Raw genomic sequence first — 23,490 nt, 5'->3', positions numbered from 1 at the left:
CGAAGCGGTTTTGCAGTCAGGCGCGGCGCTGCGCGACAAAGCCCGACAAATAGGCGGAGAGCCAAACGGCAGACAAGTCTTTGTGGAGCACCTGAATGCTGACCGCTTGGCCCCCCGATTTGGCTGGTGGCAGCAAATCCTCCTCGGTGCTCAGGACCAGGGTGTGCGCCACCGTGTGCCGAGCTCCCATGAATTTTTGCAAAATTCCCAGGGCCTTTTCCTGCTGCTTGCGCGGCTCGGTCATCTGAACGACCAGCAGATCGTGTTTTTCGTTCAGCAATTCCAACAAAGCCTCTGTCAAGGACTCCAAAAACGAAATTTGGAGCGGCAAGTTCCATTGGTTCACATCTTTTTTCAGGCGATGTGTCAGCTCGGGGGAGTCGATCACCATCATGATTTTGGCGCGGCGGTCGGTGGGCATGTGCGCTGGTTCTACAAAATTGTTCGCGCTTTGGTAGCTCAAAACCGAGGCCAGTGAAATGCGGCGGTGCCCGCCAAATGTTTTCCAGGCTTGAAGAATGTTGTTGTCGACCAATTTCTGGATGGTGGCCATCGAGAGGCCCAAGCGCTTGGCGGCCTGCGAGCTGGTGAGAAATTCCGTGGTTTCAGGTTCTCGTGTTTCGGTGTCGGTCAACATGGGTCTGGGCTCTCTCGGTGGTGCCAGGGTTTGGGCACGCTTGGGTGTTTGTTTGTTTTTTGTAAATTGGCTTTTCGTCATTGAATTGACAATTTCGATTGTCAAGAAAAGCAATTCCACAGAACATCCCCAATTGGGGATGTTTTCAATGAATTTATTGAAAATTCAAAAATAATTACCAAAAATGATGCTCCCTTAGAGCTGGGCTGCTTGATCGGACCACTTGCGCGACTGCCTGCTCAGCCGCGCACCGTTACGATGCAGGCACATGTCTTCAGTCCCCACTTCCACCCTACAACCCTGGCAAGTCATCACGGGCGGCATTTGCGGCCTGGTCTTGACCATCGGTTTGGCCCGTTTCGCCTTCACCCCCTTGCTGCCCCTGATGCAATTGCAGACCGGTTTGAGCGATGCCGCAGCCGGTGGCTTGGCCGCCATCAACTACGCAGGCTACATCTCGGGTGCCTTGGCTGTGGCCTGGATCGATGACGTGCGCTGGCGTCACCGTTTGTACGGCTGGGGCTTGTGGATGGCCTTGCTGACCACGGCGGCCATGGCGCTCACCACCTGGATGCCCGCTTGGGGCTTGTCGCGTTATCTGGGGGGGCTGTGTGGTGCCGGCGGCATGCTCTTGGGCTCGGGTTTGGTGCTGGGTTGGCTGATGCGGCAGGGCCGTCGCCCGGAGCTGGGGCTGTACTTCATCGGTATCGGCTTGGGCGTGGTGGTGTCGGCTTTGGGGGCCTGGGGCTTGTCGTTTTTATGGCCCGACTGGTCATCGCAGTGGTTGGCATTTGCAGTGATCGGCATGGTGTTTTTTGTGCCCGCCTGGCTGTGGCGGCCGCCTGTGCCGGCTGTTGTGGCCCCGTCGGCGGCCAGCAGCTCGGGGCCGTCCGTGTCGCGCCGCTGGATGCTGACCATGGCGGGCAGTTACTTTGCGGCAGGTTGGGGTTTTGTCATCAGCGCCACCTTCACCGTGGCCATTGTCGAGCGCGAACCCGCCTTGGCAGGACAGGGCGCACTGGCTTGGGCGCTGGTCGGTTTGGCGGCCATGCCCGCGGTGTTCGTGTGGGACAAAGTGGCCCGCCGCTTGGGTGATACCCGGGCTTTGCTGCTGGCTTTTGGTTTGCAGACTGTGTCGGTCGTGCTGCCCGCCGTGTCGGGCTCATTGGCTGCTGCGCTTTGGGGGGCCATCGGGTATGGCGCGACCTTTATCGGCATTGTCAGCTTGACTTTGGCCCTGGTGGGGCGCAGGGCCCCGCACAACCCCGGCAAAGCCATGGCCCGTTTGACCTTGAGTTACGGTGCTGCGCAAATGGTCGCCCCGGTGGTGGCTGGGGCTATGGCCCAGGCCACAGGCACCTTCAAGGGTGCACTGTGGCTGACCGCCGGGGTCATGCTGCTGGGCATGGCCTTGCTGGCCACCTTGCCGGAAGACCCTCAGGACTGACCTTGTCCCCGCACCTCAGTGGCCATGCCGATGGTGGGCATCGGGTACGTGGGCATGGGTGTGGGTGATGGTTTCGTGTCGGTGCCGATGGCTGTGTGCGCCGGTCGGCATTGGGTCGTGCACATGGTTGTGGTGTCCGTCGTCATGGCGGTGAGCGTGTTCGTGTACGAGCGCTTCGTGGGTGTGCATGTGGGCATGGGCCTCCATCAGGTGCAGCGCAATGCCCATGAGCATCAACAGCCCGGCGAAGACCATGAGCCAAGTGCCAGAGCGGTCCCCCAGGGCCCAGGCACCCAATGCGCCAATGAAGGGCGCAAATGCAAAAACAGAGCCCGTGCGGGCCGCGCCAAAGGTGCGCTGCGCGAGCAAATAAAAACGCAAACTCAAGCCATAGCCAGTGGCACCGATGACGACCAGCACGCTGGCTTGGCTGAGCAATGGGGCGGGTTCTCTGAAAAGAACGGCCAATGCCCCGGTGCACACTGCTCCCAGTGTGGCTTTGACCCCCACCACCTGGCCCGGATCGCGATCGGCGACGCCGCGCGACAGGGTGTTGTCCACCCCCCAGGCCACGGTGGCCAGCATCACGGCCAGCAAGCCCAAAAGCCGAACCTGTCCCAAGTTGCCTTGTTCAATGACCAGCGCCAAGCCGCCAGCGAGCAACAAAGCTGCGGCCGCGCCCACCCTTTTGTCCAAGGTTTCGCCGTACCAGCGCCAGGCCAAAAGCGCAGTGAACACAGCTTCCAGCGTGAGCATCAAAGAAGCGCTGGCACCGCTGGTGTGCTGCAAACCCCAGGCCAAAGCCACCGGGGCGATCACGGCACCGGTGCCCGCCATGGCCAAAAGTCTGGGGCCATCGCTTTTCTGGAGGCGTGCCTCTTGGGTAGCCGGTCGTCTTGCAAGCCACGCCACGACTGCAGCACCGGCATACAGCCATGCAGCCGTCGTGAACGCCCCCAGCCCTTGGCCCACGCTTTGCACCAGGGGCGTGCTCAGCCCGAACAGCGCCGCCGAGAGCAAAGCCAGCAGGCTACCGCGAAGGGCGGGATGGGGGGACGTGGGGCTCACCCTTTATTGACCGGTGAAATTGGCCGCAATGAAGTTACCCGGCAAGGTGAAGAACATGTAGAGGGTCTCCTTGGATTTGTCTTTGGCTGGGGCGTCCTTGAACGTCACTTTCCATTCCTGGCCCTTTGGGCCATCGACAGCCTCGATCCTGGCGGGCTTGACCGTGCGCCAGCTGGTGTCGAGTTTGCCGCTTTTGATCAGCGCGTCTTTGCGTTGCAGCGCACAGCCGCTCACGGTGGCTTCAGCCGCAGGTTTTTTGCCGTGAAAGTGGCAGCTGCCGCCAGGGTCGGCCCATGTGGTGGGCGTCCACAAGACGGTGCACAGGGTCAAGGCGGCGAGGGTGATTTTGTTCATGGGGTGTCCAGTCGGTGTTGGAATCAGACGATCATTTCAAGGTGTTGCGGCTGTCGTCGGTGGTGTTTTGAATGTCCATGTCCTCGTGCGCATGCTGGTGTTCGGCTGCGGGGAAGCGGAAGCTGTCGGGGTGGATGTCGTGCTGGTAGCCGTGCAACTGCGTGAACAAGAGGTAAATGCCGGCGTAAATCAGGCCCAGGTTGGCCAGGTGGCTGAATCGCTGGAACGAGGGGCGCTGTCGCCACAGGGCCAGCACCGTCACCATCACGCTCAAGGCGGCGATCTGGCCGAATTCCACACCCACATTGAAGCTCAGGATGCGCCAGAGCATGGCCACCGGGTCGTCGCCCAAGGGCAGCTGCTGCAAGCGGGTGGACAGGCCAAAGCCGTGCAGCAGGCCCAAAACAAACACCGCCTTGAGCAGGTTGGGCGAGGGTATGTTCATGTGTTTTTGAAAGCCCCCGTTGTTGTCAAAGCCCTTGTAGATCACGCTCAGGGCGATGATGGCGTCGACCAGATAGAAGTTCCAGGTGATCTTGAAATAGGTCGCGAAGATCAGCGTGATGCAGTGGCCCAGCGTGAAGACGGTGACAAATTTGGCGATGTCCTTGAAAGTGGTCAAAAAGAAGACCACGCCGAACAGGAACAACAAATGGTCGTAGCCCGTGAGCATGTGGCTGGCGCCCAAGCCCACGTATTGGAGGTTGCCGCCGTCGAGCATGCGCTGGCGGTCTTCGTCGGAAATGCCGTGGGCCCAGGCCAGGGCTGGCAAAGCGCACAACAGCCAGGCCAGCACAGGGCGTGTCAGGAAATTTTTCATAGATCAGGGAACGGTTGTGCAGGTGAAGCAAGGATGTGACAGGGCCTGCGGGAGAGCTGCCACGGCTCTCCAAGGATTTGGTTTCAATTTTACGAACGCAACCGTGTTGCGCGCTTGGGTAAGGGCTTCCCCTGCACGAAGGAGGGTCAAGGCTGCGCAGGCCCGGCCAGTGCCAGCGGCACCTCATCAGCCAAAAAGTCAAACACCGCCCGCATCAGCGCACTGGTGCGCAGCTCGCGGTGCACCGTGAGCCAGATGGGCAACACGGGCAGCTCGATCATGGGCAGGATGGCGGTGACCGTAGGGTCTGAGCCGATCAGGTGCTCGCTCATGAAGCCCACGCCCAGCCCGGCTTGCACCGCAGCCCATTGGGCGTTCAGGTCGTCGGTGCGCAGACCGTGGCGCAGGCTGCTGGCCGGAAAACCCAGCGCCACAAAGCCGTCTTCGATCTCGGTGTGGCGGTCGCCCGTGATCAGGTCGTGCGCCAGCAGGTCGGCGGGTTGCAGCGGTGTGCCCTTGCGCTGCAAATAGCTGTGGCTGGCGCAGGCGCGCAGGGCCATTTGGCCAATGTGCTTGGCCACCAGGCTGCTTTGCTCGGGCCGCACCATGCGCAGCGCCATGTCGGCTTCGCGCATGAGCAGGTTGCTCACCGAGTTGCTGACCAGCAAATCCATCACCACATCGGGCAGGGCCTGGCGCATGCGGGCCAGGATGGGCGGCAACAAAAAGCAGGCCACCGGCTGGCTGGCCGACAGCCGCACCCGGCCTTTCACCGTTTGCCCTGAGCCCGAAGCCATCCGAGAAAACCGCGCCGCACCGTCTTGCATGGCGTGGGCCGCCTCGGCCAGTTCCAGCGCTTGTGCGGTGGCCTGCAGGCCGCGCCCGGTGCGCTCGAACAGGACGAGTTTGAGTTGCTCTTCCAGCTCGGCGATGTGCCGCCCCAGCGTGGGCTGGCTCACCCCGGTGGCGCGGGCTGCGCCCATCAGGCTGCCGTGTTCCAGGGCCGCCAAAAAAGAGGGGATGAGCGCCCAGTTGAAGTTCGAGGTATTCATGAATGAATGGCTGGTGTTTGGTTTTATGCAATTGTGCAATTTCTCTGAGGTCCAGACAATCCACCTCAGACCTTTTTGAACACTTTTTAACGAAGAGCCCCACCATGAACAGAAGACAAATGTTGCGCATCGCAGGCGGCGGATTCATCGCCGCCGCCACCGTGACCAGCTTGACCGGCTGCGACAGCAGTCTGCCGCCCGAAGCGATTGCGGCCTGGAACCCCCCGGCCGACAGCCTGGAGATCCGCCGTTGGGTGCTGTCGCACGCCTTGCTGGCACCCCACGCGCACAACCTGCAGTCGTGGCTGGTGGACTTGGACACGCCTGACACCATCGTGCTGCGCATGGACATGACGCGCCTGCTGCCCGAGACCGATCCGCTCTCCCGTCAGCTGGTGATCAGCCAGGGCACCTTCATCGAAGTGCTGGACTTGGCAGCCCGCCAGCGCGGCTACCGCACCGAGGTGACGATGTTCCCCGAAGGCGAATACAGCGCCCAAGCCCCCGACACGCGGCCCACGGCCCGCATCCGGCTGGTGCGCGACGCGCAGGTGCAGCCCGACCCCTTGTTTGCGCAGGTGTTCCTTCGCCACACCCACAAGGGTGTTTACGAGACCCGCACGCCCGACGCCGCTGCCTTGCAGGCAGTGCGTGACAGCGTCAAGGGTTTGCCCGTGACATTGGGCCTGGTCACCCGGGGCGAAGAGGCCGCCATGGCCCGCCACGCGCAGATTGCCATGGACGCCTGGCGCACCGAGCTGGTCACGCCGCGCACGCTGCTGGAGTCCTACCATGTGCTGCGCATCGGCCCGAAGGAAATTGCCCAGCACCGCGACGGTATCTCGCTGAACTCACCCATGGTGCGGGCGCTCAACGCCCTGGGTTTGTTTGACCGCACCAAGGCCTCGGCCCCAGACAGCTCGGAAATCAAGGGCCAGCTGGAGCGCTTCAATGCCGCCATTGCCAGCACCCCGGCTTATTTTTGGCTGAGCACCGAGCGCAACGACCGCATCACCCAACTGCTGGCCGGCCGCGCCTATGTGCGGGCGCAACTGGCCGCCACGGCGCAGGGCCTGTCCATGCACCCCTTGTCGCAGGCCTTGCAGGAATACCCCGAGCAAAAGCCGCACTACCAGGCGGTGCACCAGTTGCTGGGCGCTGCCGAGCGGGGGCACACGGTGCAAATGTGGACGCGCCTGGGCCACGCCCCGGCCATCGGGCCCGCGCCGCGCCGGGGGCTGGAGGCACATTTGGTCAAGGGCAATCGTTCTGCGTAGTCTTCGTAGGTCGGACCTTCAGGTCCGACGGACTTGGCAGACCCATGCTGTTTGAGTGTGTCGCTGTGGGGTGATGTATGTCGGGCGGGAAGGTCCGACCTACAACGATGCACCGGGTGTTCACCCCGTCCATCGGCGTTGCACAATGCCCCATGATCAAAAGAACGCCGGACCAGGCGGACAGGGGAGCCCATGAACACACCCAGCCAATCGCCAGTGCAAACGTCGCTCACCCGCGACTTCGCCGAGCAGCACATGCACACCATCCTGGCCCGTTTGGCCGGGCCAGGTGCGGTGCCCCGGGCCGACCAGGTAGACGCGGTGCATGCCGTGTTGCAACCGGCCTCGCGGGTGCTGGTGGTGCAGGCCACGGGCTGGGGCAAGTCGGCGGTGTATTGGGCGGCCACGCACGCGATGCGCAGCACGGGCGCGGGCCCCACGCTGGTGGTGTCGCCCTTGCTGGCGCTGATGCGCGACCAGGTCAGCGCAGCCGAGCGGGCGGGCCTGAAAGCGGCCACGGTCAATTCCACCAACTTCGATGACTGGGACGAGGTGTTCCAGCGGCTGGACGCCGACGCCATCGACGTGTTGCTGGTTTCGCCCGAGCGGCTGGGCAACCCGCGTTTTGCGGCGCGGCTGGGCGCTTTGCTGGCCCGGGTGGGTCTGATCGTGATCGACGAGGCGCATTGCATCAGCGACTGGGGTTTTGACTTTCGGCCCGACTACCAGCGGCTGGCGCGGGCGCTGCTCTCGACGCCCACTGCCAGCGTGCTGGCCACCACGGCCACGGCCAATGAGCGGGTCACGCTGGACATTGGCAAGCAGTTGGGTGCGGGCACGGTGACTTTTCGCGGCACGCTGGCCCGCACCTCGCTCACGCTGTCGGTGGTGCCGGGTTTGTCGCCCTTGCAGCGCTACGCCTGGATCGCCAATGCCCTGGAGCAGCTTCCGGGCTCGGGCATTGTGTACGTGCTGACCGTGGCCGAAGCCGAGCGGCTCACGGCGTTTTTGCGCAGCTGCGGCCACGAGGTGGAGGCCTACAGCGGTCAGACCGACGCCGACACGCGCCTGAAAGTGGAAGAGCGTTTGCGCCACAACCAGGTCAAGGCAGTGGTGGCCACTTCGGCGCTGGGCATGGGTTACGACAAGCCGGACTTGGGCTTTTGTGTGCATGTGGGCTCACCCTCGACCCCGGTGGCCTATTACCAGCAGGTGGGGCGGGCGGGCCGGGCGGTCGCGCATGCCGAAGGGGTGTTGTTGCCGTCCGATGCCGACGAACGCATCTGGGATTACTTCGCCACCGCGTCGATTCCGGACGCGGCCACGGCCGCCAAGGTGTTGAGCAGTTTGGGCAACGACGGGCGCAGCTTGCTGGAGATCGAAGCCGACACGGGCGTGCGCCGGGGGCGGCTGGAAGCGCTGCTCAAAATATTGGCCGTTGAAGGCGTGGTGGACAAAGACGGCCCCACTTGGCGCGCCACGGGCGTGCCCTATGAACACGACAGTGCCAAATGGACGGCGCTGGCCCAGGTGCGCCAGCAAGAGGCGGGCATCATGCGCCAGTATGCGCATGGCCAGGGGTGTCTGATGGCGTATTTGCAGACCGCGCTGGACGACCCTTCGCCCGCGCCCTGCGGGCGCTGCTCGGTGTGCACCGGGCATTTGCCCTTTCCGGGGCTGTCGCCCTCACAAGACAAGCTGATCGCCGCCCGCAACTTTTTGCGCGGCATGGACGTGGACATCGAGCCGCGCAAACGCTGGCCCGCCGGGGTGGGACGCAAGGGCGCGATTCGCGGCTTTGACGTGGGGCGTGCGGTGGCCTTTGCCGATGACCCGGGCTGGGTGGCCGAGCTGCAGGCGCTGCGCTTGGCCACAGGCGGGCAGGGCGCAGGCTCAGGCGAGGTGCCGCCTGAGCTGCTGGCCGGGGCCGTGGCCACACTGGGCCGCTGGGCCAAAACCTGGCCTGCGCGGCCCGTGTGTGTGGTGCCGCTGCCCGCGCAGAACATGGCCGCCAACCGGCAATTGGCGGCGCACATCGCCCAAAAAGGCCGCTTGCCCTTGCACGACGTGTTCAGCTGGCGCGGCGGTCCGGCGCCCGACGACAGCGCCTCAACGCCCGTGGTGGCGCACCTGGAGTCGGCCATTCGCCTGGCACCTGATGCCGCACTGCCCGCCGGACCGGTGCTGCTGGTGGCCACCGATGTGCGCACCCGCTGGACGGCCACAGTGGCGGCAGCGCTCTTGCGCGAGCAGGGGGCGAGCCAGGTGCTTTTATTGGCGTTGCATTTGCAGCCTTGAGGCATGATCGCCACTCCCTGTTTTCTGAGCCCTCCATGACCGACGACACACACAACACGCCCCTGGTTCAAGAACCTCGCCTTTGGCAAGACGAACAATGGACGGCCCAGGTCATCAAAAACGAGGACGATGACGGCTGGGCGGTGGCGATGTTCAAGGCCGGTGAATCCGAGCCCGCACTGGTCGGCCCCTGGACCATGGGCCGCGACAAAAAGAACCCCAAGCCGCTGGACGGCACGGCCTTCATCACCTTGGTCAAAACCGCCAGCGAGTTTGTGCGCCGCAGCGAGCAACAGCTGCACGCGCAGCTCAACCAGAGCGTGACCGTCAATGGCCAGGACAGCCGCGTCACGGTGCTGCTGCGCATCGTGCCCGACGAGGACAACCCCTACGCGGTGCTGCGTGCGCAGGACGAGGGTGGTGACGCGCTCGCCGAAGTCAAGGTGGAGGCGGGTTTCAAGCTGAACCGGCAAACAGCCCAGGCCTGGGTGGATGCCGACTTTGCCAGGCCGGGCAGTGGGCGACGCTGAAGCATGCTGAGCCCGGCTGCGTTGGGGCTCAAATTCCCAGGCTTTGCAGCTGGACCAGTCCCTTTGGGGTTTGCAAAGTGGCCACCAGATTGGCCGGACCCTCGTTGACGCTGATGCCCTCAAGGCCCACCGCATCGTAGGCGGCTTGCAGTTTGGCAGCACTCGGGTGGGTCACCGCCAGGCTTTGCAGGGTGACGCCCGAGCGGGGCAGGCTGTTGCGCGGGTGCAGACGCAGCGGGTCGGTGGCATCGGGCTTGCCCCATTGGATCAAGGTGGGCAAGGTGCCGTTGAACAGGCGCTCGCCGTCTTCGCGCACGGTGATTTGCCAGTTCAGGGTGCCTTTGCCCGACTTGCGGCTGGCGTGCACCACTTGGCCGCGTTCAATGCCTTGGGTGCGCAGCACATGCCGGGCGGCTTTGATGTCATCGGTGCTGGTCACGAAGTGGATCAGCCGGGGTTGCTCGGCCACGGCTTTTTGCAAGGCCTTGTCGTCCATGTCGAACCAGCGGGGCACCTGTGAGCGTTTGGGGATGACTGCACCGGGGTTGATCGCGATGATTTCAAAGTAAGCCAGAGGAAATTTGGGCGATGCAATTTTGAACAGCCGGTTGTGCGTGCCGTATTTTTCGTGTTCGCCGCCTGGGCCGGGGGTGATGCCCAGAGTCTCCTCGCACCATTGCACGCCTGCGTCCAAAGTCGAGGCCATCACCACCAGGTGGTCAATTTGTGTTTTCATTTTTTCAAGAACAGAGCTTGCCGCTGAGCATAACGGATGCCTGCCCGCGCCTGCGACAATCGTGGCTGACGTTTTGGGAGTCTTTATGTTGATCGATGCAGATGAAAGCCAATTGGTGCTGGTGGATTTTCAGGCCCGCCTGAAGCCCGCGATGCTGGACGCCGATGCCGTCTGGGCCAACGCGGCACGCTTGGCCACCTTGGCGCAGGCTCTGGATGTGCCCACCTGGGGCACCGAGCAAAACCCCTCGCGTTTGGGCGAGATGCCCCCCGAAATCCGCAGCCATTGCCGCCAGGTGCTGGCCAAGATGCAGTTCAGCGCGGTGGAGGAAGGCTTGGGCGAATGGCTGCAGCCCGAGCCGGTGCAGGCCCCGCGCGGCAACGCCCGCAGCTTGCCGCGCCACCTGCAAAAGCCCCAGCCCGGGGCCGAGCCGCGCAAGACCATCGTGCTGGCCGGGTGCGAGGCGCACATTTGCCTGCTGCAGACCGCGCTCGATCTGCTGGAAGACGAGTTCGAGGTGTGGGTGGTGACCGATGCTTGCAGCTCGCGCACCGAGCGCAACCGCGACGCCGCGTATGACCGTTTGGCCGGGGCAGGGGCCGAGTTGGTGACCGCCGAGATGGTGGCGTTCGAGTGGGTTCGCACCGCCGAACACCCGGATTTCAAGCTGCTGCAAACGCTGTTCAAGTGAACCTACAGGCGCAGGGGTGGGCACCCCGTCAGGCGCCTGCTGTGCGCTGAACCTTGCGGGGCTTGAAGTCAGCTTGTTGCAAGTCCCTTGCCCATAATTATGAATTCAGAAGGGTGTCCGTCACGGGGCTGGCGCACCCTCCAGGAATTCATTTGGCCGGCATTCAGGAGACATTCATGCGCAGCTTTGCTGACTTTCACGCACGCTCGATCAACGACCGCGACGCTTTTTGGGCCGAGCAGGCCAAACTGGTGGACTGGAAAGTTCCACCGCAGCAAATCTGCGATTACAGCAACCCGCCTTTTGCCAGGTGGTTCGTGGGCGGTCAGACCAATTTGTGCCACAACGCGGTGGACCGCCACCTGGCCGAGCGGGCTGACCAGCCTGCGCTGATCTTCGTCTCGACCGAAACCGATCAGGAAAAAACCTACACCTTCCGCGAGCTGCACGCCGAAGTGCAGCGCATGGCCGCCATCTTGCAAGACCTGGGCGTGGTCAAGGGCGACCGCGTGCTGATTTACATGCCCATGATCGCCGAGGCCGCTTTTGCCATGCTGGCCTGTGTGCGCCTGGGGGCCATCCATTCGGTGGTGTTTGGCGGTTTTGCCTCGCACTCGCTGGCCACCCGCATCGAAGACGCTTCGCCCAAGGTGATCATCAGCGCCGATGCGGGTTCGCGCGGTGGTAAGGGCGTGCCCTACAAGCCGCTGCTCGACGAAGCGATCAAGCTGTCCGCCCACAAGCCGACCAAGGTGGTCATGGTGGACCGCCATCTGGCACCGTTCACCCCCGTGCCCGGCCGCGATGTGGACTACGCCAGCGAGCGCGCCAAGCACATGGATGCGGTGGTGCCGTGCGTGTGGGTCGACTCCACGCACCCCAGCTACACGCTCTACACCTCGGGCACCACCGGCAAACCCAAGGGCGTGCAGCGCGACACCGGGGGCTACACCGTGGCCCTGGCCGCCAGCATCCCCAACATCTTTGAGGGCAAGCCGGGCGGCACCTTCTTCTGCACCAGCGACATCGGCTGGGTGGTGGGGCACAGTTACATCATCTACGGCCCGCTGATCGGCGGCATGGCGACCATCCTGTACGAAGGCCTGCCCATCCGGCCGGACGGCGGCATTTGGTGGAGCCTGGTCGAAAAGTACAAAGTCCAGGTCATGTTCAGCGCCCCCACGGCTATCCGGGTGCTCAAAAAGCAGGACCCTGCATTGCTGACCAAGTACGATCTGTCCAGCCTGCAGGCGCTGTTCCTGGCGGGTGAGCCGCTGGACGAGCCGACCGCCAAGTGGATTTCCGAAGGCCTCAACGGCAAGGCCATCATTGACAACTACTGGCAGACCGAAACCGGCTGGCCGATTCTGAGCATCTGCAACGGCGTGGAAAAAGCGCCCAGCAAGTTTGGCTCGCCCGGCAAGGCGATTTACGGCTACAACGTCAAACTGGTCGACGACCAGACGGGCGAAGAGCTCACTGGCGCTAACCAAAAGGGTGTGTTGACCATCGAAGGCCCCTTGCCCCCCGGCAACCTGCAAACCATCTGGGGCGATGACGAGCGTTTTGTCAAAACCTACTGGAAGACCGTGCCCAATAAGCTGGTCTACAGCACCTTCGACTGGGCGGTGCGCGACGAAGACGGTTATTACTTCATTCTGGGCCGCACCGACGACGTGATCAACGTGGCCGGTCACCGCTTGGGCACCCGTGAGATCGAGGAAAGCATCTCCAGCCACCCCAATGTGGCCGAGGTGGCGGTGGTCGGCGTGGCCGACCAGCTCAAAGGGCAGGTGGCCATGGCCTTTGCGATTGCCAAGGACACCTCGGGCCTGACCGATGCGGCAGCGCGCCTGAAGCTCGAAGGCGAAGTCATGAAGGTGGTGGACTCGCAGCTGGGCGCGGTGGCCCGCCCCTCGCGCGTGTTCTTCGTCTCGGCTTTGCCCAAGACGCGCAGCGGCAAGCTGCTGCGCCGGGCCATCCAGGCCGTGGCCGAAGGGCGCGATCCGGGCGACCTGACCACCATGGACGATCCAGCCGCATTGCAGCAGATCGTTGATCTGATCAAAGGCTGATAAACCTGGACCCCGCTTTGCCGGGGTCTTTTTTCATCGGCACATCCAGAACCTGTAAGTTAGACATCGGACAAGCCGTGGCACAATGCGCGCTGTACTCAGGCCCTTCCCCTGCCACAGTCGCATCCGCCAACCGGTTCAGCCGTGTCGCGGAAGGTAAATCTCAACCAACTAATGTTTCCCAGAGGGGAACGGAGGTCAGCGAATCATGAGCGAGACAAATTCCGTCTACGCTGCCTACTCAGGCAACACCCACCTTTTCGGAGGTAACGGTCCGTACGTCGAAGAGATGTACGAAAACTACCTGGCCAACCCAGGCAGCGTGCCCGACTCCTGGCGCGAATACTTCGACGCCCTCCAACATGTTCCCGCAGTCGACGGCTCCAACGCCAAAGACGTGCCACACCTGCCCGTCATCAACGCTTTTGCCGAACGCGCCAAAGCTGGTGGCACCAAAGTGGTCATGGCCAGCGAAAACGTCGAAATGGGCCGCAAGCGCACCGCTGTTCAGCAGCTGATCGCCGCTTACCGCAACGTGGGTCAGCGCTGGGCCGATCTGGACCCTTTGAAGCGCACCGAGCGCCCCAACATTCCTGACCTCGACCCCGCTTTCTACGGCTTCACCGATGCCGATCAGGAAACCGTGTTCGACACCAGCAACACCTTCTTTGGTAAGAACAACATGTCCTTGCGCGAGTTGCTCAATGCGCTGCGCGAGACCTATTGCGGCACTTTGGGCGCCGAGTACATGTACACCACCGAGCAGGCTGAAAAGCGCTGGTGGCAGCAAAAGCTCGAAAGCATCCGCAGCAAGCCGAACTTTGGCGCTGACAAGAAAAAGCAAATCCTCGACCGCCTCACCGCTGCCGAAGGCCTCGAGCGTTATTTGCACACCAAATACGTGGGCCAAAAGCGTTTCTCGCTGGAAGGCGGTGAGAGCTTCATCGCGGCGATGGACGAGCTGATCCAGTCCGCTGGCGCCCAAGGTGTGCAGGAAGTGGTGATCGGCATGGCCCACCGTGGCCGCCTGAACGTGCTGGTCAACACCATGGGCAAATTGCCGGCAGACCTGTTTGCCGAGTTTGACCACACCGCCCCCGAAGACCTGCCGGCCGGTGACGTGAAATACCACCAGGGCTTCAGCTCGGACGTGAACACCGCCGGTGGCCCTGTTCACCTTTCCCTGGCGTTCAACCCCTCGCACCTGGAAATCGTGAATCCCGTGGTCGAAGGCTCGGTGCGTGCCCGCATGGACCGCCGCAACGATCCTTTGGGCAAGCAAGTGCTGCCCGTGCTGGTGCACGGCGACGCCGCCTTTGGTGGCCAAGGCGTGAACCAGGAAACCTTTGCCCTGGCCCAAACGCGTGGTTACTCCACAGGCGGCACGGTCCACATCATCATCAACAACCAGATCGGTTTCACCACCTCGGACCCCCGCGACATGCGCTCGAGCGTGTTCTGCACCGACATCGTCAAGATGGTTGAGGCACCCGTGCTGCACGTGAACGGTGACGATCCAGAAACCGTGGTGTTGGCAACCCAGTTGGCTCTTGAGTACCGCATGACGTTCCAAAAAGACGTGGTGCTGGATGTCGTGTGCTTCCGCAAATTGGGCCACAACGAACAAGATACCCCGGCGCTGACCCAGCCCCTGATGTACAAAAAGATCGCGGCCCACCCTGGAACGCGCAAGCTGTTCGCCGACAAGCTGGCCACACAAGGCCTGGGCGAGACCCTGGGCGAAGACATGGCCAAGGCTTACCGCGCCGCGCTGGACGCAGGCAAGAACACGACCGAGCCCGTGCTGACCAACTTCAAGACCAAGTTCACAGTGGACTGGGCACCCTTCATGGGCAAGAAGTGGACCGACGCAGGTGACACCTCCATTCCTTTGGCGGACTGGAAACGTCTGGCCGAGAAAATCTCGACCATCCCCGAATCGGTCACACCACACCAGCTGGTTAAAAAGGTCTACGACGACCGCGCTGCCATGGGCCGTGGCGAGATGCCTGTGGACTGGGGCATGGGCGAGCACATGGCCTTCGCTTCTTTGGTGGCCAGTGGTTACCCTGTGCGTTTGTCCGGCGAAGATTGCGGTCGCGGCACGTTCACTCACCGTCATGCGGTCATTCACGACCAAAAGCGTGAAAAGTGGGATACCGGTACCTATGTGGCCCTGCAAAACGTCTCCGACAAGCAAGCCCCCTTCGTCGTGATCGACTCGATCCTGTCCGAAGAGGCTGTGCTCGGCTTTGAATATGGCTACGCCTCCAACGATCCCAACACCCTGGTGATCTGGGAAGCCCAATTCGGTGACTTCGCCAACGGCGCCCAGGTGGTGATCGACCAGTTCATTGCTTCAGGTGAAGTCAAGTGGGGCCGTGTCAACGGTCTGACCCTGATGCTGCCGCATGGCTATGAAGGTCAGGGCCCCGAGCACAGCTCGGCTCGCGTTGAGCGCTTCATGCAGCTGGCGGCCGACACCAACATGCAGCTGGTGCAGCCGACCACGGCCAGCCAGATCTTCCATGTGCTGCGTCGCCAGATGGTGCGCGACTTGCGCAAACCTTTGGTCATCTTCACGCCCAAGTCGCTGCTGCGCAACAAGGACGCCACCAGCCCGGTGTCCGAATTCACCAAAGGCAGTTTCCAGACCGTCATCGGCGAAACCCGGGACATCAAGGCCGACAAGGTCAAGCGCGTGATCGCTTGCTCGGGCAAGGTCTATTACGACCTGGTCAAGCACCGCGAGGCCAAGGGCGTTGACGACGTGGCCATCATCCGTCTGGAGCAGCTCTACCCCTTCCCGCACAAGGCGTTCGCTGCCGAGATTAAAAAGTACCCCAACGCCACCGACATCGTGTGGTGCCAGGATGAGCCACAGAACCAGGGTGCCTGGTTCTTCATCCAGCACAACATCCACGAGAACATGCAGGCCGGGCAGAAGCTCGGTTATGCCGGTCGCGCCGCGTCGGCTTCTCCTGCAGTGGGTTACTCACATCTGCACCAGGACCAGCAAAAAGCCCTCATCGAGGCCGCGTTTTCGAAGCTCAAGGGCTTCGTGCTGACCAAGTGATCCAAACAAACCGGCGTTTAACCTTTAAAGAGAATTCAACATGGCGATCGTAGAAGTCAAAGTTCCCCAACTCTCCGAGTCCGTGGCAGAAGCCACCATGCTGCAGTGGAAAAAGAAAGTCGGCGAAGCTGTCGCGGCCGATGAAATCCTGATCGAAATCGAGACCGACAAAGTCGTGCTGGAGGTGCCTGCGCCTTCCGCAGGCGTGATTTCGGAAATCCTCGTGGCCGATGGCGGCACCGTCACTGCCGAGCAGCTGATTGCCCGCATCGACACCGAAGGCAAGGCAGGTGCAGCAGCTGCTGCACCTGCAGCTGCGCCTGCTGTAGCTCCAGCGACTGCACCTGCGGCCGCTGCTGCAGTCACCGGCGGCAGCATGGCTGGTGTGGCCATGCCTGCCGCTGCCAAGCTGATGGCCGACAACAACCTGGCCGCTGGCTCTGTGGCCGGTTCCGGCAAAGATGGCCGCGTGACCAAAGGCGATGTGTTGTCTGCTGTGGCCGGTGGCGTCAAGTCCACCGCCGCCGTGATCCCCACTGGCGTGCCGACCAAGGCGTTGGCCCAAGTGGCTGCACCGGCCGTCAATCTGGGTGACCGCCCAGAGCAGCGCGTGCCCATGACCCGTCTGCGCGCCCGCGTGGCTGAGCGCCTGCTGCAATCGCAGTCGACCAACGCCATCCTGACCACCTTCAACGAAATCAACATGGCCCCGGTCATGGACATGCGCAAGCGCATGCAAGAGCGTTTTGAGAAGGAACACGGCGTCAAGCTCGGCTTCATGAGCTTCTTCGTCAAGGCCGCTGTGCACGCCCTGAAGAAATTCCCGGTCTTGAACGCCTCGGTCGATGGCAACGACATCGTCTACCACGGCTATTTCGACATCGGTATCGCGGTGGGCTCGCCCCGTGGTTTGGTGGTACCGATCTTGCGTAACGCCGACCAGATGAGCTTTGCCGACATCGAGAAGAAGATCGCTGAATTCGGTCAGAAGGCCAAAGACGGCAAGCTGGGCATTGAAGAGATGACTGGTGGCACTTTCTCCATCTCCAATGGCGGCACCTTCGGCTCGATGATGTCCACCCCCATCATCAACCCACCCCAGTCGGCCATTTTGGGCGTGCACGCGACCAAAGACCGCGCCATGGTGGAAAACGGCCAGGTGGTGGTTCGCCCCATGAACTACTTCGCCATGTCGTACGACCACCGCATCATCGATGGCCGCGAAGCCGTGCTGGGCCTGGTCGCCATGAAAGAAGCGCTGGAAGACCCAGCCCGCCTGCTGTTCGACATCTAAATCCCCTTGTTTTGAATGCCCCCTGCCCAGGGGGCGTTTTTCATCCAGAAGACATTCACCATGAGCAAACAATTCGACGTCGTCGTTATCGGCGGTGGCCCCGGTGGCTACATTGCAGCCATTCGCGCTGCCCAACTCGGTTTCCAGGTCGCTTGCATCGACGAATGGAAAAACGCGGCCGGCGGCCCAGCCCCTGGCGGCACCTGCACCAACGTGGGTTGCATCCCCTCCAAGGCGCTGCTGCAGTCCAGCGAGCACTTTGACCACGCCAACCACCACTTCGCCGAGCACGGCATCAGCGCCACGGGCGTGAAGATGGACGTGGCGCAGATGATCGCCCGCAAGGACAGCGTGGTGAAGCAGAACAACGACGGCATCTTGTATTTGCTGAAGAAAAACAAGGTCACTTTCTTCCACGGTCGCGGCAGCTTTGCTGGCAAGGCCGAAGGCGGCTACACCATCCATGTGGCGGGCAAGACCGAAGAAGACCTGACGGCCAAACACGTCATCATCGCGACTGGCTCCAACGCCCGTGCGCTGCCTGGCACCCCGTTTGACGAAGTCAATGTGCTCTCGAACGACGGCGCCTTGCGCTTGGGCGCTGTGCCCAAGAAGCTGGCTTTGATCGGCTCCGGCGTGATCGGTCTGGAAATGGGCTCGGTCTGGCGCCGTCTGGGCGCAGAAGTCATCATCCTCGAAGGCTTGCCTACATTCCTGGGCGCTGTGGACGAGCAAATCGCCAAGGAAGCCAAGAAAGCCTTTGACAAGCAAGGCCTCAAGATCGAACTCGGCGTGAAAGTCGGTGAGATCGTCAACGGCAAGAAGGGCGTGACCGTCAATTACATCAACGCCAAAGGTGAAGCCGTGGTGCTGGACGCGGACAAACTCATCGTGTCGATCGGCCGCGTGCCCAACACCATCGGCCTGAACACCGAAGCAGTGGGCTTGCAACTGGACGAGCGCGGCGCGATTGTGGTGGATGGCGACTGCAAAACCAACCTGCCTGGCGTCTGGGCGGTGGGCGATGTGGTGCGTGGCCCGATGTTGGCGCACAAAGCCGAAGAAGAGGGCGTTGCTGTGGCTGAGCGCATCGCCGGTCAACACGGTCATGTCAACTTCAACACCATTCCCTGGGTCATCTACACCAGCCCCGAAATCGCCTGGGTCGGCCGCACCGAGCAGCAGCTCAAAGCCGACGGCGTGGCCTACAAGGCCGGCACCTTCCCGTTCCTCGCGAACGGTCGTGCCCGCGCTTTGGGTGACACGACCGGCATGGTGAAGTTCCTGGCCGATGCCACAACCGACGAAATCCTGGGTGTGCACATGGTGGGCCCACAGGTGTCTGAGCTGATCGCCGAGGCGGTGGTCGCCATGGAATTCCGCGCCAGCGCGGAAGACATTGCCCGCATTTGCCATGCGCACCCGTCCTTGAGCGAAGCCACCAAGGAAGCCGCTTTGGCGGTGGACAAACGCACGCTGAACTTCTGAGATCTTGACGCGCCCGGCACTGCAGCGCCGGGTGAGTTGGGTTAAAGTGCTGCATCCCTGAAAACCCGGGCTTGGTCCCGGGTTTTGTTTTGAATCGAAGAGCAAGCCACCCATGTCCGTTCGTGCCGTTTACGAAGAAGAACTCCAAAAACGGGGCTACCAAAGCGACCCTGCCCAGCTGCGAGCCATCGAGGCGCTGGAGCGCTGCGCCAAGGAGTGGGCGACTTACCAAAACAAGCGTTCAAGTTTGCTGGGCAAATTCCTCAGCCGTCCCGAGATCCCCAAGGGGGTCTACATGTTTGGCGGGGTGGGGCGTGGCAAGAGCTTCCTGATGGACTGCTTTTTTGCGGCGGTACCGGTTGAGCGCAAAACCCGCCTGCACTTTCACGAGTTCATGCGCGAGGTGCACCGCGAACTGACCGTCATCCAGGGCACCGTCAACCCACTCGACGAGCTGGGCAAGCGCATGGCCAAGCGTTACCAGTTGATCTGCTTTGACGAATTCCACGTGGCCGACATCACCGACGCCATGATCCTGCACCGCCTGCTGGTGGCGCTGTTCGACAATGGGGTGGGTTTTGTCACGACCTCCAACTTCGAGCCCGATGGCCTGTACCCCGATGGCCTGCACCGCGACCGCATCTTGCCCGCCATCGCTTTGCTGAATCAGCGCATGCAGGTGCTCAATGTGGACAACGGCACCGACTACCGCCGCCGCACGCTGGAGATGGTCAAGCTGTACCACGCGCCTTTGGGCGAGCAGGCCGATGCCGAGATGAACGACGCCTTCAATCGCCTGGCCACGGGCCCGGACGAAGACCCGGTGCTGCACATCGAAGCCCGCGAAATCACGGCCAAGCGGCGTGCCGGTGATGTGGTCTGGTTTGACTTCCGCGCCATTTGTGGTGGCCCACGCTCGCAAAACGACTACCTCGAAATCGCCACGCAGTACCACACGGTGCTGCTGAGCAACGTGCCCCACATGCCGGTGAGCATGGCGTCCGAGGCGCGGCGCTTCACCTGGTTGATCGACGTGCTGTACGACCGTCGGGTCAAACTCATCATGTCGGCAGCTGTGCCCCCCGAAGGGCTGTATACCGCGGGGCCCATGTCGCACGAGTTTCCGCGCACGGTGTCGCGCCTGCATGAAATGCAGTCGAGCGAGTTCCTGGCCTTGGAGCACCGCACGGTGGACACGCACCTCACATGAAGCGCTGCGCATTGGCGGCGATGGCCGCGTTGTCGACTTCTTGGCTTGGCGCACAATCTTTGGTGGGCGAGCCGGAGTTCATCCGCGTGCAACGCGAAGCTCTGGCCAGCCAACGTGCCGAGGTCATGGCGGTCTACCAGGAGGAAGCCAAAGCCTGCTGGCAAAAATTTGCGGTCAACGCCTGCCTGAGCGACGCCCGCAAAACCCGCCGTGCCGCGCTGGAGCCCTTGCGTCAACAAGACTTGCTGCTGAATGCCCAGGAGCGCCAGTGGCGAACCGAGCAGCGCGACGTGCGCTTGCAGGGCAAGCAAACCAGTCAGCCCACTCCGCCATGATGGACACCTCTGCCGAAGACCTGCGCTCGCCCCAGCGGCAATTGATCGAGTGCCAGATGGCGCACGCTGATCTAGACGCCTTGATCGACCAAGCGGCGCTGGCTCCGCAGCCCCTGGACGAGCTGCTGCTGCGACGGCTCAAAAAACGGCGTTTGGCTTTGCGTGACCAAATGGCCAGGCTGCAGTGGATGCTGGACCCCAAGGAGCCTGCTTGAGTTTGTTGCAGCAAAGGGTCTCTGAAACCCTGTCCAGCCACGGGGCCTTGGCCCGTTCGGTGCCCGGTTTTCAGCCACGTGAAGGGCAAACCGACATGGCGATGGCCGTCACGCAAACCCTGGAGCAAGGTGGCCAGCTGGTGGTGGAGGCGGGCACAGGCGTGGGCAAAACCTATGCCTATCTGGTGCCGGTCTTGCTCAGCGGTCAACGGGCCTTGGTGTCCACGGCGACCAAGGCCCTGCAAGACCAATTGTTTTCGCGAGACATCCCGCGTTTGGTCGAGGTGCTGGGCTTGCCCATCCGCGTGGCCTTGCTCAAAGGCCGTGCCAACTACCTGTGCTTGCACCGCATGGCGCAAGCCCGGCACAGCGCCGAGTCGGCCCAGCCGGGTGCGCAGCGGGCCCTGGCCAAGATCGAAACCTGGGCGCAAAACACGCGCACGGGAGACATGGCCGAGCTGACGGGCCTGGACGAGCGCTCAGCCTTGTGGCCGCTGGTCACGTCCACGCGGGACAACTGTCTGGGGTCGAGTTGCCCCAGTTACCGCGCCTGCCATGTGAACTTGGCCCGCAAGGAGGCGATGGCCTCGGATGTGGTGGTCATCAACCACCATTTGTTTTTTGCCGACATGGCGGTGCGCGAGTCGGGTGTGGCCGAGTTGCTGCCCACCGTGCGTGTCACGGTGTTCGACGAGGCCCACCAGCTCAACGAGATCGGCGTCAATTTTTTGGGCAAGCAACTGTCCACGGTGCAGCTGCTGGAGTTGTCACGCGATGCGCTGGCCACAGGGTTGCAGTTGGCCCGGGGCCTGGTGGACTGGCATGGCCTGACCGAGGGCCTTGAAAAATCAGCCCGCGATTTGCGGCTGGCAGCAGGCCTGCACCGCGGCTCGGTGCGTTTGCGCTGGACTGAGCGCTGCCCCGAAGGCGTGGAGGCGGCAGACTGGGTCCAGGCGTTGCACAAACTGCAAGAAGCCCTGGCGCTGATGCAGGCAGGGCTGGAGATGGTGGCCGAGCTGGCACCGGATTTTCAGCGACTGCTTGAGCGCAGCCGTGAGTTGGCGCAAAAAGCGGCCTTGTTCTCCGATCCGCCAGACCCGGAGGGCGTGCGTTGGGCCGAAGTCAGTGCGCAGCTGCGCCTGATCGAGTCGCCCTTGGACATCGCGCAGGCTTTTTCTGCCTTGACCCGCCCCGTGCAGGCCGCACCGTCTGGGGGAGCCGAGGCCGCCGCCGACCCCGATTCACTGGAAGCCTTGATGGCGGGTGATCCGCGTCACGCCTCAGGCGAGCCAGCAGCGACTCCTGTGGGGGTGGGGCAGCGGGCCTGGGTTTTCACCTCGGCCACGCTGGGGGACGAGCCGAGCCTGCGCTGGTTCACCGAGCCTTGCGGTTTGACTTCGGCACAGGTCATGCAGGTCAGCAGCCCTTTCGACTATGCACAGCAAGCCGCTTTGTATGTGCCCGAGCATTTGCCCAAGCCCGCTGATCCTGGTCACGCCGGTCATGTGGCACAGCTGGTGGTCGAGGCGGTGCAATTGCTGGGCGGCCGGACGCTGGTGCTGACCACCACCTTGAACGCCATGCGTTCGATTGGAGAGTATTTACAGACCCGTCTGGACCCGGCCACGAACGTGGAAGTGCTGGTGCAGGGACAAAGCCCCAAGCGACGCTTGATGGAACGCTTTCGCGAAGGTGGGGGCGATGGGCGTGCGGGTTGTGTGCTGGTGGCCTCGGCCTCATTTTGGGAGGGCTTCGATGTGCCCGGTGAGGCCTTGCAGTTGGTGGTGATCGACAAGCTGCCGTTTCCGCCGCCCGGGGACCCCTTGTTCGAGGCGAGGAGTCAGCGCATCACCCGTGAAGGGCGCAGCGCTTTTGCCGACCATGCACTGCCCGAAGCCGCTGTGGCCCTCAAGCAGGGGGCTGGGCGCCTGATCCGCAGTGAAACGGACCGGGGGGTTTTGGTGGTGTGCGATACGCGCCTGGCCACCATGTCGTATGGCCGCAGGCTGGTTCGGGGACTGCCGCAGATGCGCCGCCTGAGCGGGCATGCCGAGTTTTTGGCGACCTTGCGTCAGTTCACCACAGACGCCACCAACTCGACGACTTCTTGACCCCACCGGCCTTCAGGTAGTCGGACTGGGGGAAGTTCTTTTCCAGCACGCGCTTGGCATCGTCGCGCAGGGCGTTCATGCCCATGGCGTCGTAGGAGCTGACCAGAATGGCCAGTGCTTCTTCGACCGCCGGCACGCCTTGGTAGTCGGCAATCGCCTGTTGAGCACGGTTGACCGCGGCCACATGGGCGCCTCGGCTGGCGTAGTAGCGGGCCACATGCACTTCGTAAGCGGCCAACGAGTTCACGATGTGCAGCATGCGCTGACGTGCTTCGGGGCTGTATTTGGATTCCGGAAAGCGCGTGGTCAGTTCCTTGAAGGACTCGTAGGAATCCTTGGCGGCTTTCTGATCGCGTTCAGACAGGTCTTGCTTGGTGATGAACGAGAACAGACCCAGGTTGTCGTTGAAGTTCACCAGACCCTTGAGGTAGATGGCGTAGTCCAGTGCAGGGCTGGCCGGGTGCAGGCGGATGAAGCGGTCCAAGGTGGCGATGGCCTGGATCTTGTCGCCCGTTTTGTATTGGGCGTAGGCCTTGTCGATCTGGGCTTGTTGTGCCAGCACGGTCCCGGCCGCGCGGCCTTCGAGTTTTTCGTAATAGCCGATGGCCTTGTCCCAAGCCCCGGCATTGGCCTCATCGCGTGCTTCGGCATAGATTTTTTCGGGGGTCCAGCCAGCGGTGACGTCCTTGGTGGTGTTGGCGCAGCCCGACAGGAACAGTCCCGCTGCCAAAACCAGGCCAGCTGGAACCATCGATAATCTGAAGCTTCGCATCTGT

20 protein-coding genes are annotated in these 23,490 nt (G+C 62.6%); 13 read left to right on the top strand and 7 right to left on the bottom strand.

Annotated features, from left to right (window positions below; all coding sequences use genetic code 11):
* Window positions 1-16: 16 nt before the first annotated feature.
* A complete protein-coding gene (locus tag ACHEXL_RS06815; RefSeq protein ID WP_416561213.1) occupies window positions 17-637 on the bottom strand; it encodes an excisionase family DNA-binding protein in 621 nt (206 codons plus the stop codon).
* 268 nt (window positions 638-905) lie between these two features.
* Between ACHEXL_RS06815 and ACHEXL_RS06810 the strand changes: the two genes are divergently transcribed.
* Entirely contained in the window at window positions 906-2,084 is a 1,179-nt protein-coding gene (locus ACHEXL_RS06810) for a YbfB/YjiJ family MFS transporter (protein ID WP_416561212.1), read from the top strand.
* Window positions 2,085-2,099: 15 nt separating this feature from the next.
* Here the strand turns inward: ACHEXL_RS06810 and ACHEXL_RS06805 are convergent, their stop codons facing one another.
* From ACHEXL_RS06805 to ACHEXL_RS06790, 4 genes are all read right to left on the bottom strand, one after another.
* Entirely contained in the window at window positions 2,100-3,152 is a 1,053-nt protein-coding gene (locus ACHEXL_RS06805; RefSeq protein ID WP_416561211.1) for a DMT family transporter, read from the bottom strand.
* A gap of 3 nt (window positions 3,153-3,155) precedes the next feature.
* The gene (locus tag ACHEXL_RS06800; protein WP_416561210.1) at window positions 3,156-3,506 is read right to left on the bottom strand and encodes a DUF6488 family protein; all 351 of its coding nucleotides are present in this window, start codon (window positions 3,504-3,506) and stop codon (window positions 3,156-3,158) included.
* Between the two features lie 31 nt (window positions 3,507-3,537).
* Window positions 3,538-4,326, bottom strand: coding sequence for a HupE/UreJ family protein (locus ACHEXL_RS06795; protein ID WP_416561209.1), 789 nt, complete (start codon window positions 4,324-4,326; stop codon window positions 3,538-3,540).
* A 146-nt stretch (window positions 4,327-4,472) separates the two neighbouring features.
* Window positions 4,473-5,378 (bottom strand): LysR family transcriptional regulator, encoded by a 906-nt coding sequence (locus tag ACHEXL_RS06790; RefSeq protein ID WP_416561208.1) that lies wholly within the window; start codon window positions 5,376-5,378, stop codon window positions 4,473-4,475.
* Window positions 5,379-5,482: 104 nt separating this feature from the next.
* Between ACHEXL_RS06790 and ACHEXL_RS06785 the strand changes: the two genes are divergently transcribed.
* From ACHEXL_RS06785 to ACHEXL_RS06775, 3 genes are all read left to right on the top strand, one after another.
* Window positions 5,483-6,655: an Acg family FMN-binding oxidoreductase gene (locus ACHEXL_RS06785; protein WP_416561207.1), complete on the top strand. Its 1,173-nt coding sequence runs from the start codon at window positions 5,483-5,485 to the stop codon at window positions 6,653-6,655.
* Between the two features lie 192 nt (window positions 6,656-6,847).
* Window positions 6,848-8,953: a RecQ family ATP-dependent DNA helicase gene (locus ACHEXL_RS06780; protein WP_416561206.1), complete on the top strand. Its 2,106-nt coding sequence runs from the start codon at window positions 6,848-6,850 to the stop codon at window positions 8,951-8,953.
* A 35-nt stretch (window positions 8,954-8,988) separates the two neighbouring features.
* Window positions 8,989-9,483: a hypothetical protein gene (locus tag ACHEXL_RS06775; RefSeq protein WP_416561205.1), complete on the top strand. Its 495-nt coding sequence runs from the start codon at window positions 8,989-8,991 to the stop codon at window positions 9,481-9,483.
* Window positions 9,484-9,511: 28 nt separating this feature from the next.
* On the opposite strand, the gene ACHEXL_RS06770 is transcribed toward ACHEXL_RS06775, so the two are convergent.
* Complete coding sequence (locus ACHEXL_RS06770; protein ID WP_416561204.1) at window positions 9,512-10,219, bottom strand: VOC family protein; 708 nt, start codon at window positions 10,217-10,219, stop codon at window positions 9,512-9,514.
* Between the two features lie 85 nt (window positions 10,220-10,304).
* Here ACHEXL_RS06770 and ACHEXL_RS06765 point away from each other — a divergent pair, with 85 nt between their 5' ends.
* From ACHEXL_RS06765 to ACHEXL_RS06725, 9 genes are all read left to right on the top strand, one after another.
* Window positions 10,305-10,910: an isochorismatase family protein gene (locus ACHEXL_RS06765; RefSeq protein ID WP_291924048.1), complete on the top strand. Its 606-nt coding sequence runs from the start codon at window positions 10,305-10,307 to the stop codon at window positions 10,908-10,910.
* A gap of 176 nt (window positions 10,911-11,086) precedes the next feature.
* A complete protein-coding gene (locus tag ACHEXL_RS06760) occupies window positions 11,087-12,985 on the top strand; it encodes a propionate--CoA ligase (RefSeq protein WP_416561203.1) in 1,899 nt (632 codons plus the stop codon).
* A 208-nt stretch (window positions 12,986-13,193) separates the two neighbouring features.
* Window positions 13,194-16,061, top strand: a complete 2,868-nt coding sequence (locus ACHEXL_RS06755; protein ID WP_416561202.1) for a 2-oxoglutarate dehydrogenase E1 component — start codon at window positions 13,194-13,196, stop codon at window positions 16,059-16,061.
* Between the two features lie 40 nt (window positions 16,062-16,101).
* Entirely contained in the window at window positions 16,102-17,355 is a 1,254-nt protein-coding gene (gene odhB / locus ACHEXL_RS06750; RefSeq protein WP_416561201.1) for a 2-oxoglutarate dehydrogenase complex dihydrolipoyllysine-residue succinyltransferase, read from the top strand.
* 60 nt (window positions 17,356-17,415) lie between these two features.
* Window positions 17,416-18,843, top strand: a complete 1,428-nt coding sequence (gene lpdA / locus ACHEXL_RS06745; protein ID WP_416561200.1) for a dihydrolipoyl dehydrogenase — start codon at window positions 17,416-17,418, stop codon at window positions 18,841-18,843.
* Window positions 18,844-18,955: 112 nt separating this feature from the next.
* Window positions 18,956-20,053, top strand: a complete 1,098-nt coding sequence (gene zapE / locus ACHEXL_RS06740; protein WP_416561199.1) for a cell division protein ZapE — start codon at window positions 18,956-18,958, stop codon at window positions 20,051-20,053.
* Window positions 20,050-20,388 carry a hypothetical protein gene (locus ACHEXL_RS06735; protein ID WP_416561198.1) on the top strand — a complete coding sequence of 113 codons (339 nt, stop codon included), beginning with the start codon at window positions 20,050-20,052 and terminating at the stop codon, window positions 20,386-20,388. Before zapE ends, ACHEXL_RS06735 begins: the two co-directional genes overlap by 4 nt.
* Window positions 20,388-20,603, top strand: a complete 216-nt coding sequence (locus ACHEXL_RS06730) for a DUF465 domain-containing protein (RefSeq protein WP_108426855.1) — start codon at window positions 20,388-20,390, stop codon at window positions 20,601-20,603. Before ACHEXL_RS06735 ends, ACHEXL_RS06730 begins: the two co-directional genes overlap by 1 nt.
* 95 nt (window positions 20,604-20,698) lie before the next feature.
* Window positions 20,699-22,714 (top strand): ATP-dependent DNA helicase, encoded by a 2,016-nt coding sequence (locus ACHEXL_RS06725; protein WP_416561322.1) that lies wholly within the window; start codon window positions 20,699-20,701, stop codon window positions 22,712-22,714.
* Here ACHEXL_RS06725 and ACHEXL_RS06720 read toward each other — a convergent pair.
* Entirely contained in the window at window positions 22,680-23,465 is a 786-nt protein-coding gene (locus ACHEXL_RS06720; protein WP_108426398.1) for an outer membrane protein assembly factor BamD, read from the bottom strand. The two genes, ACHEXL_RS06725 and ACHEXL_RS06720, sit on opposite strands and share 35 nt — an antisense overlap.
* Window positions 23,466-23,490 lie beyond the last annotated feature (25 nt).

Origin of the sequence: Limnohabitans sp. YIMB22184, from assembly GCF_048020265.1 — a bacterium.
Taxonomy (GTDB): Bacteria; Pseudomonadota; Gammaproteobacteria; order Burkholderiales; family Burkholderiaceae_C; genus Limnohabitans_A.
The sequence above is the reverse complement of the archived record's forward strand: the minus strand, read 5'-3'. Positions and strand labels throughout refer to the sequence as shown.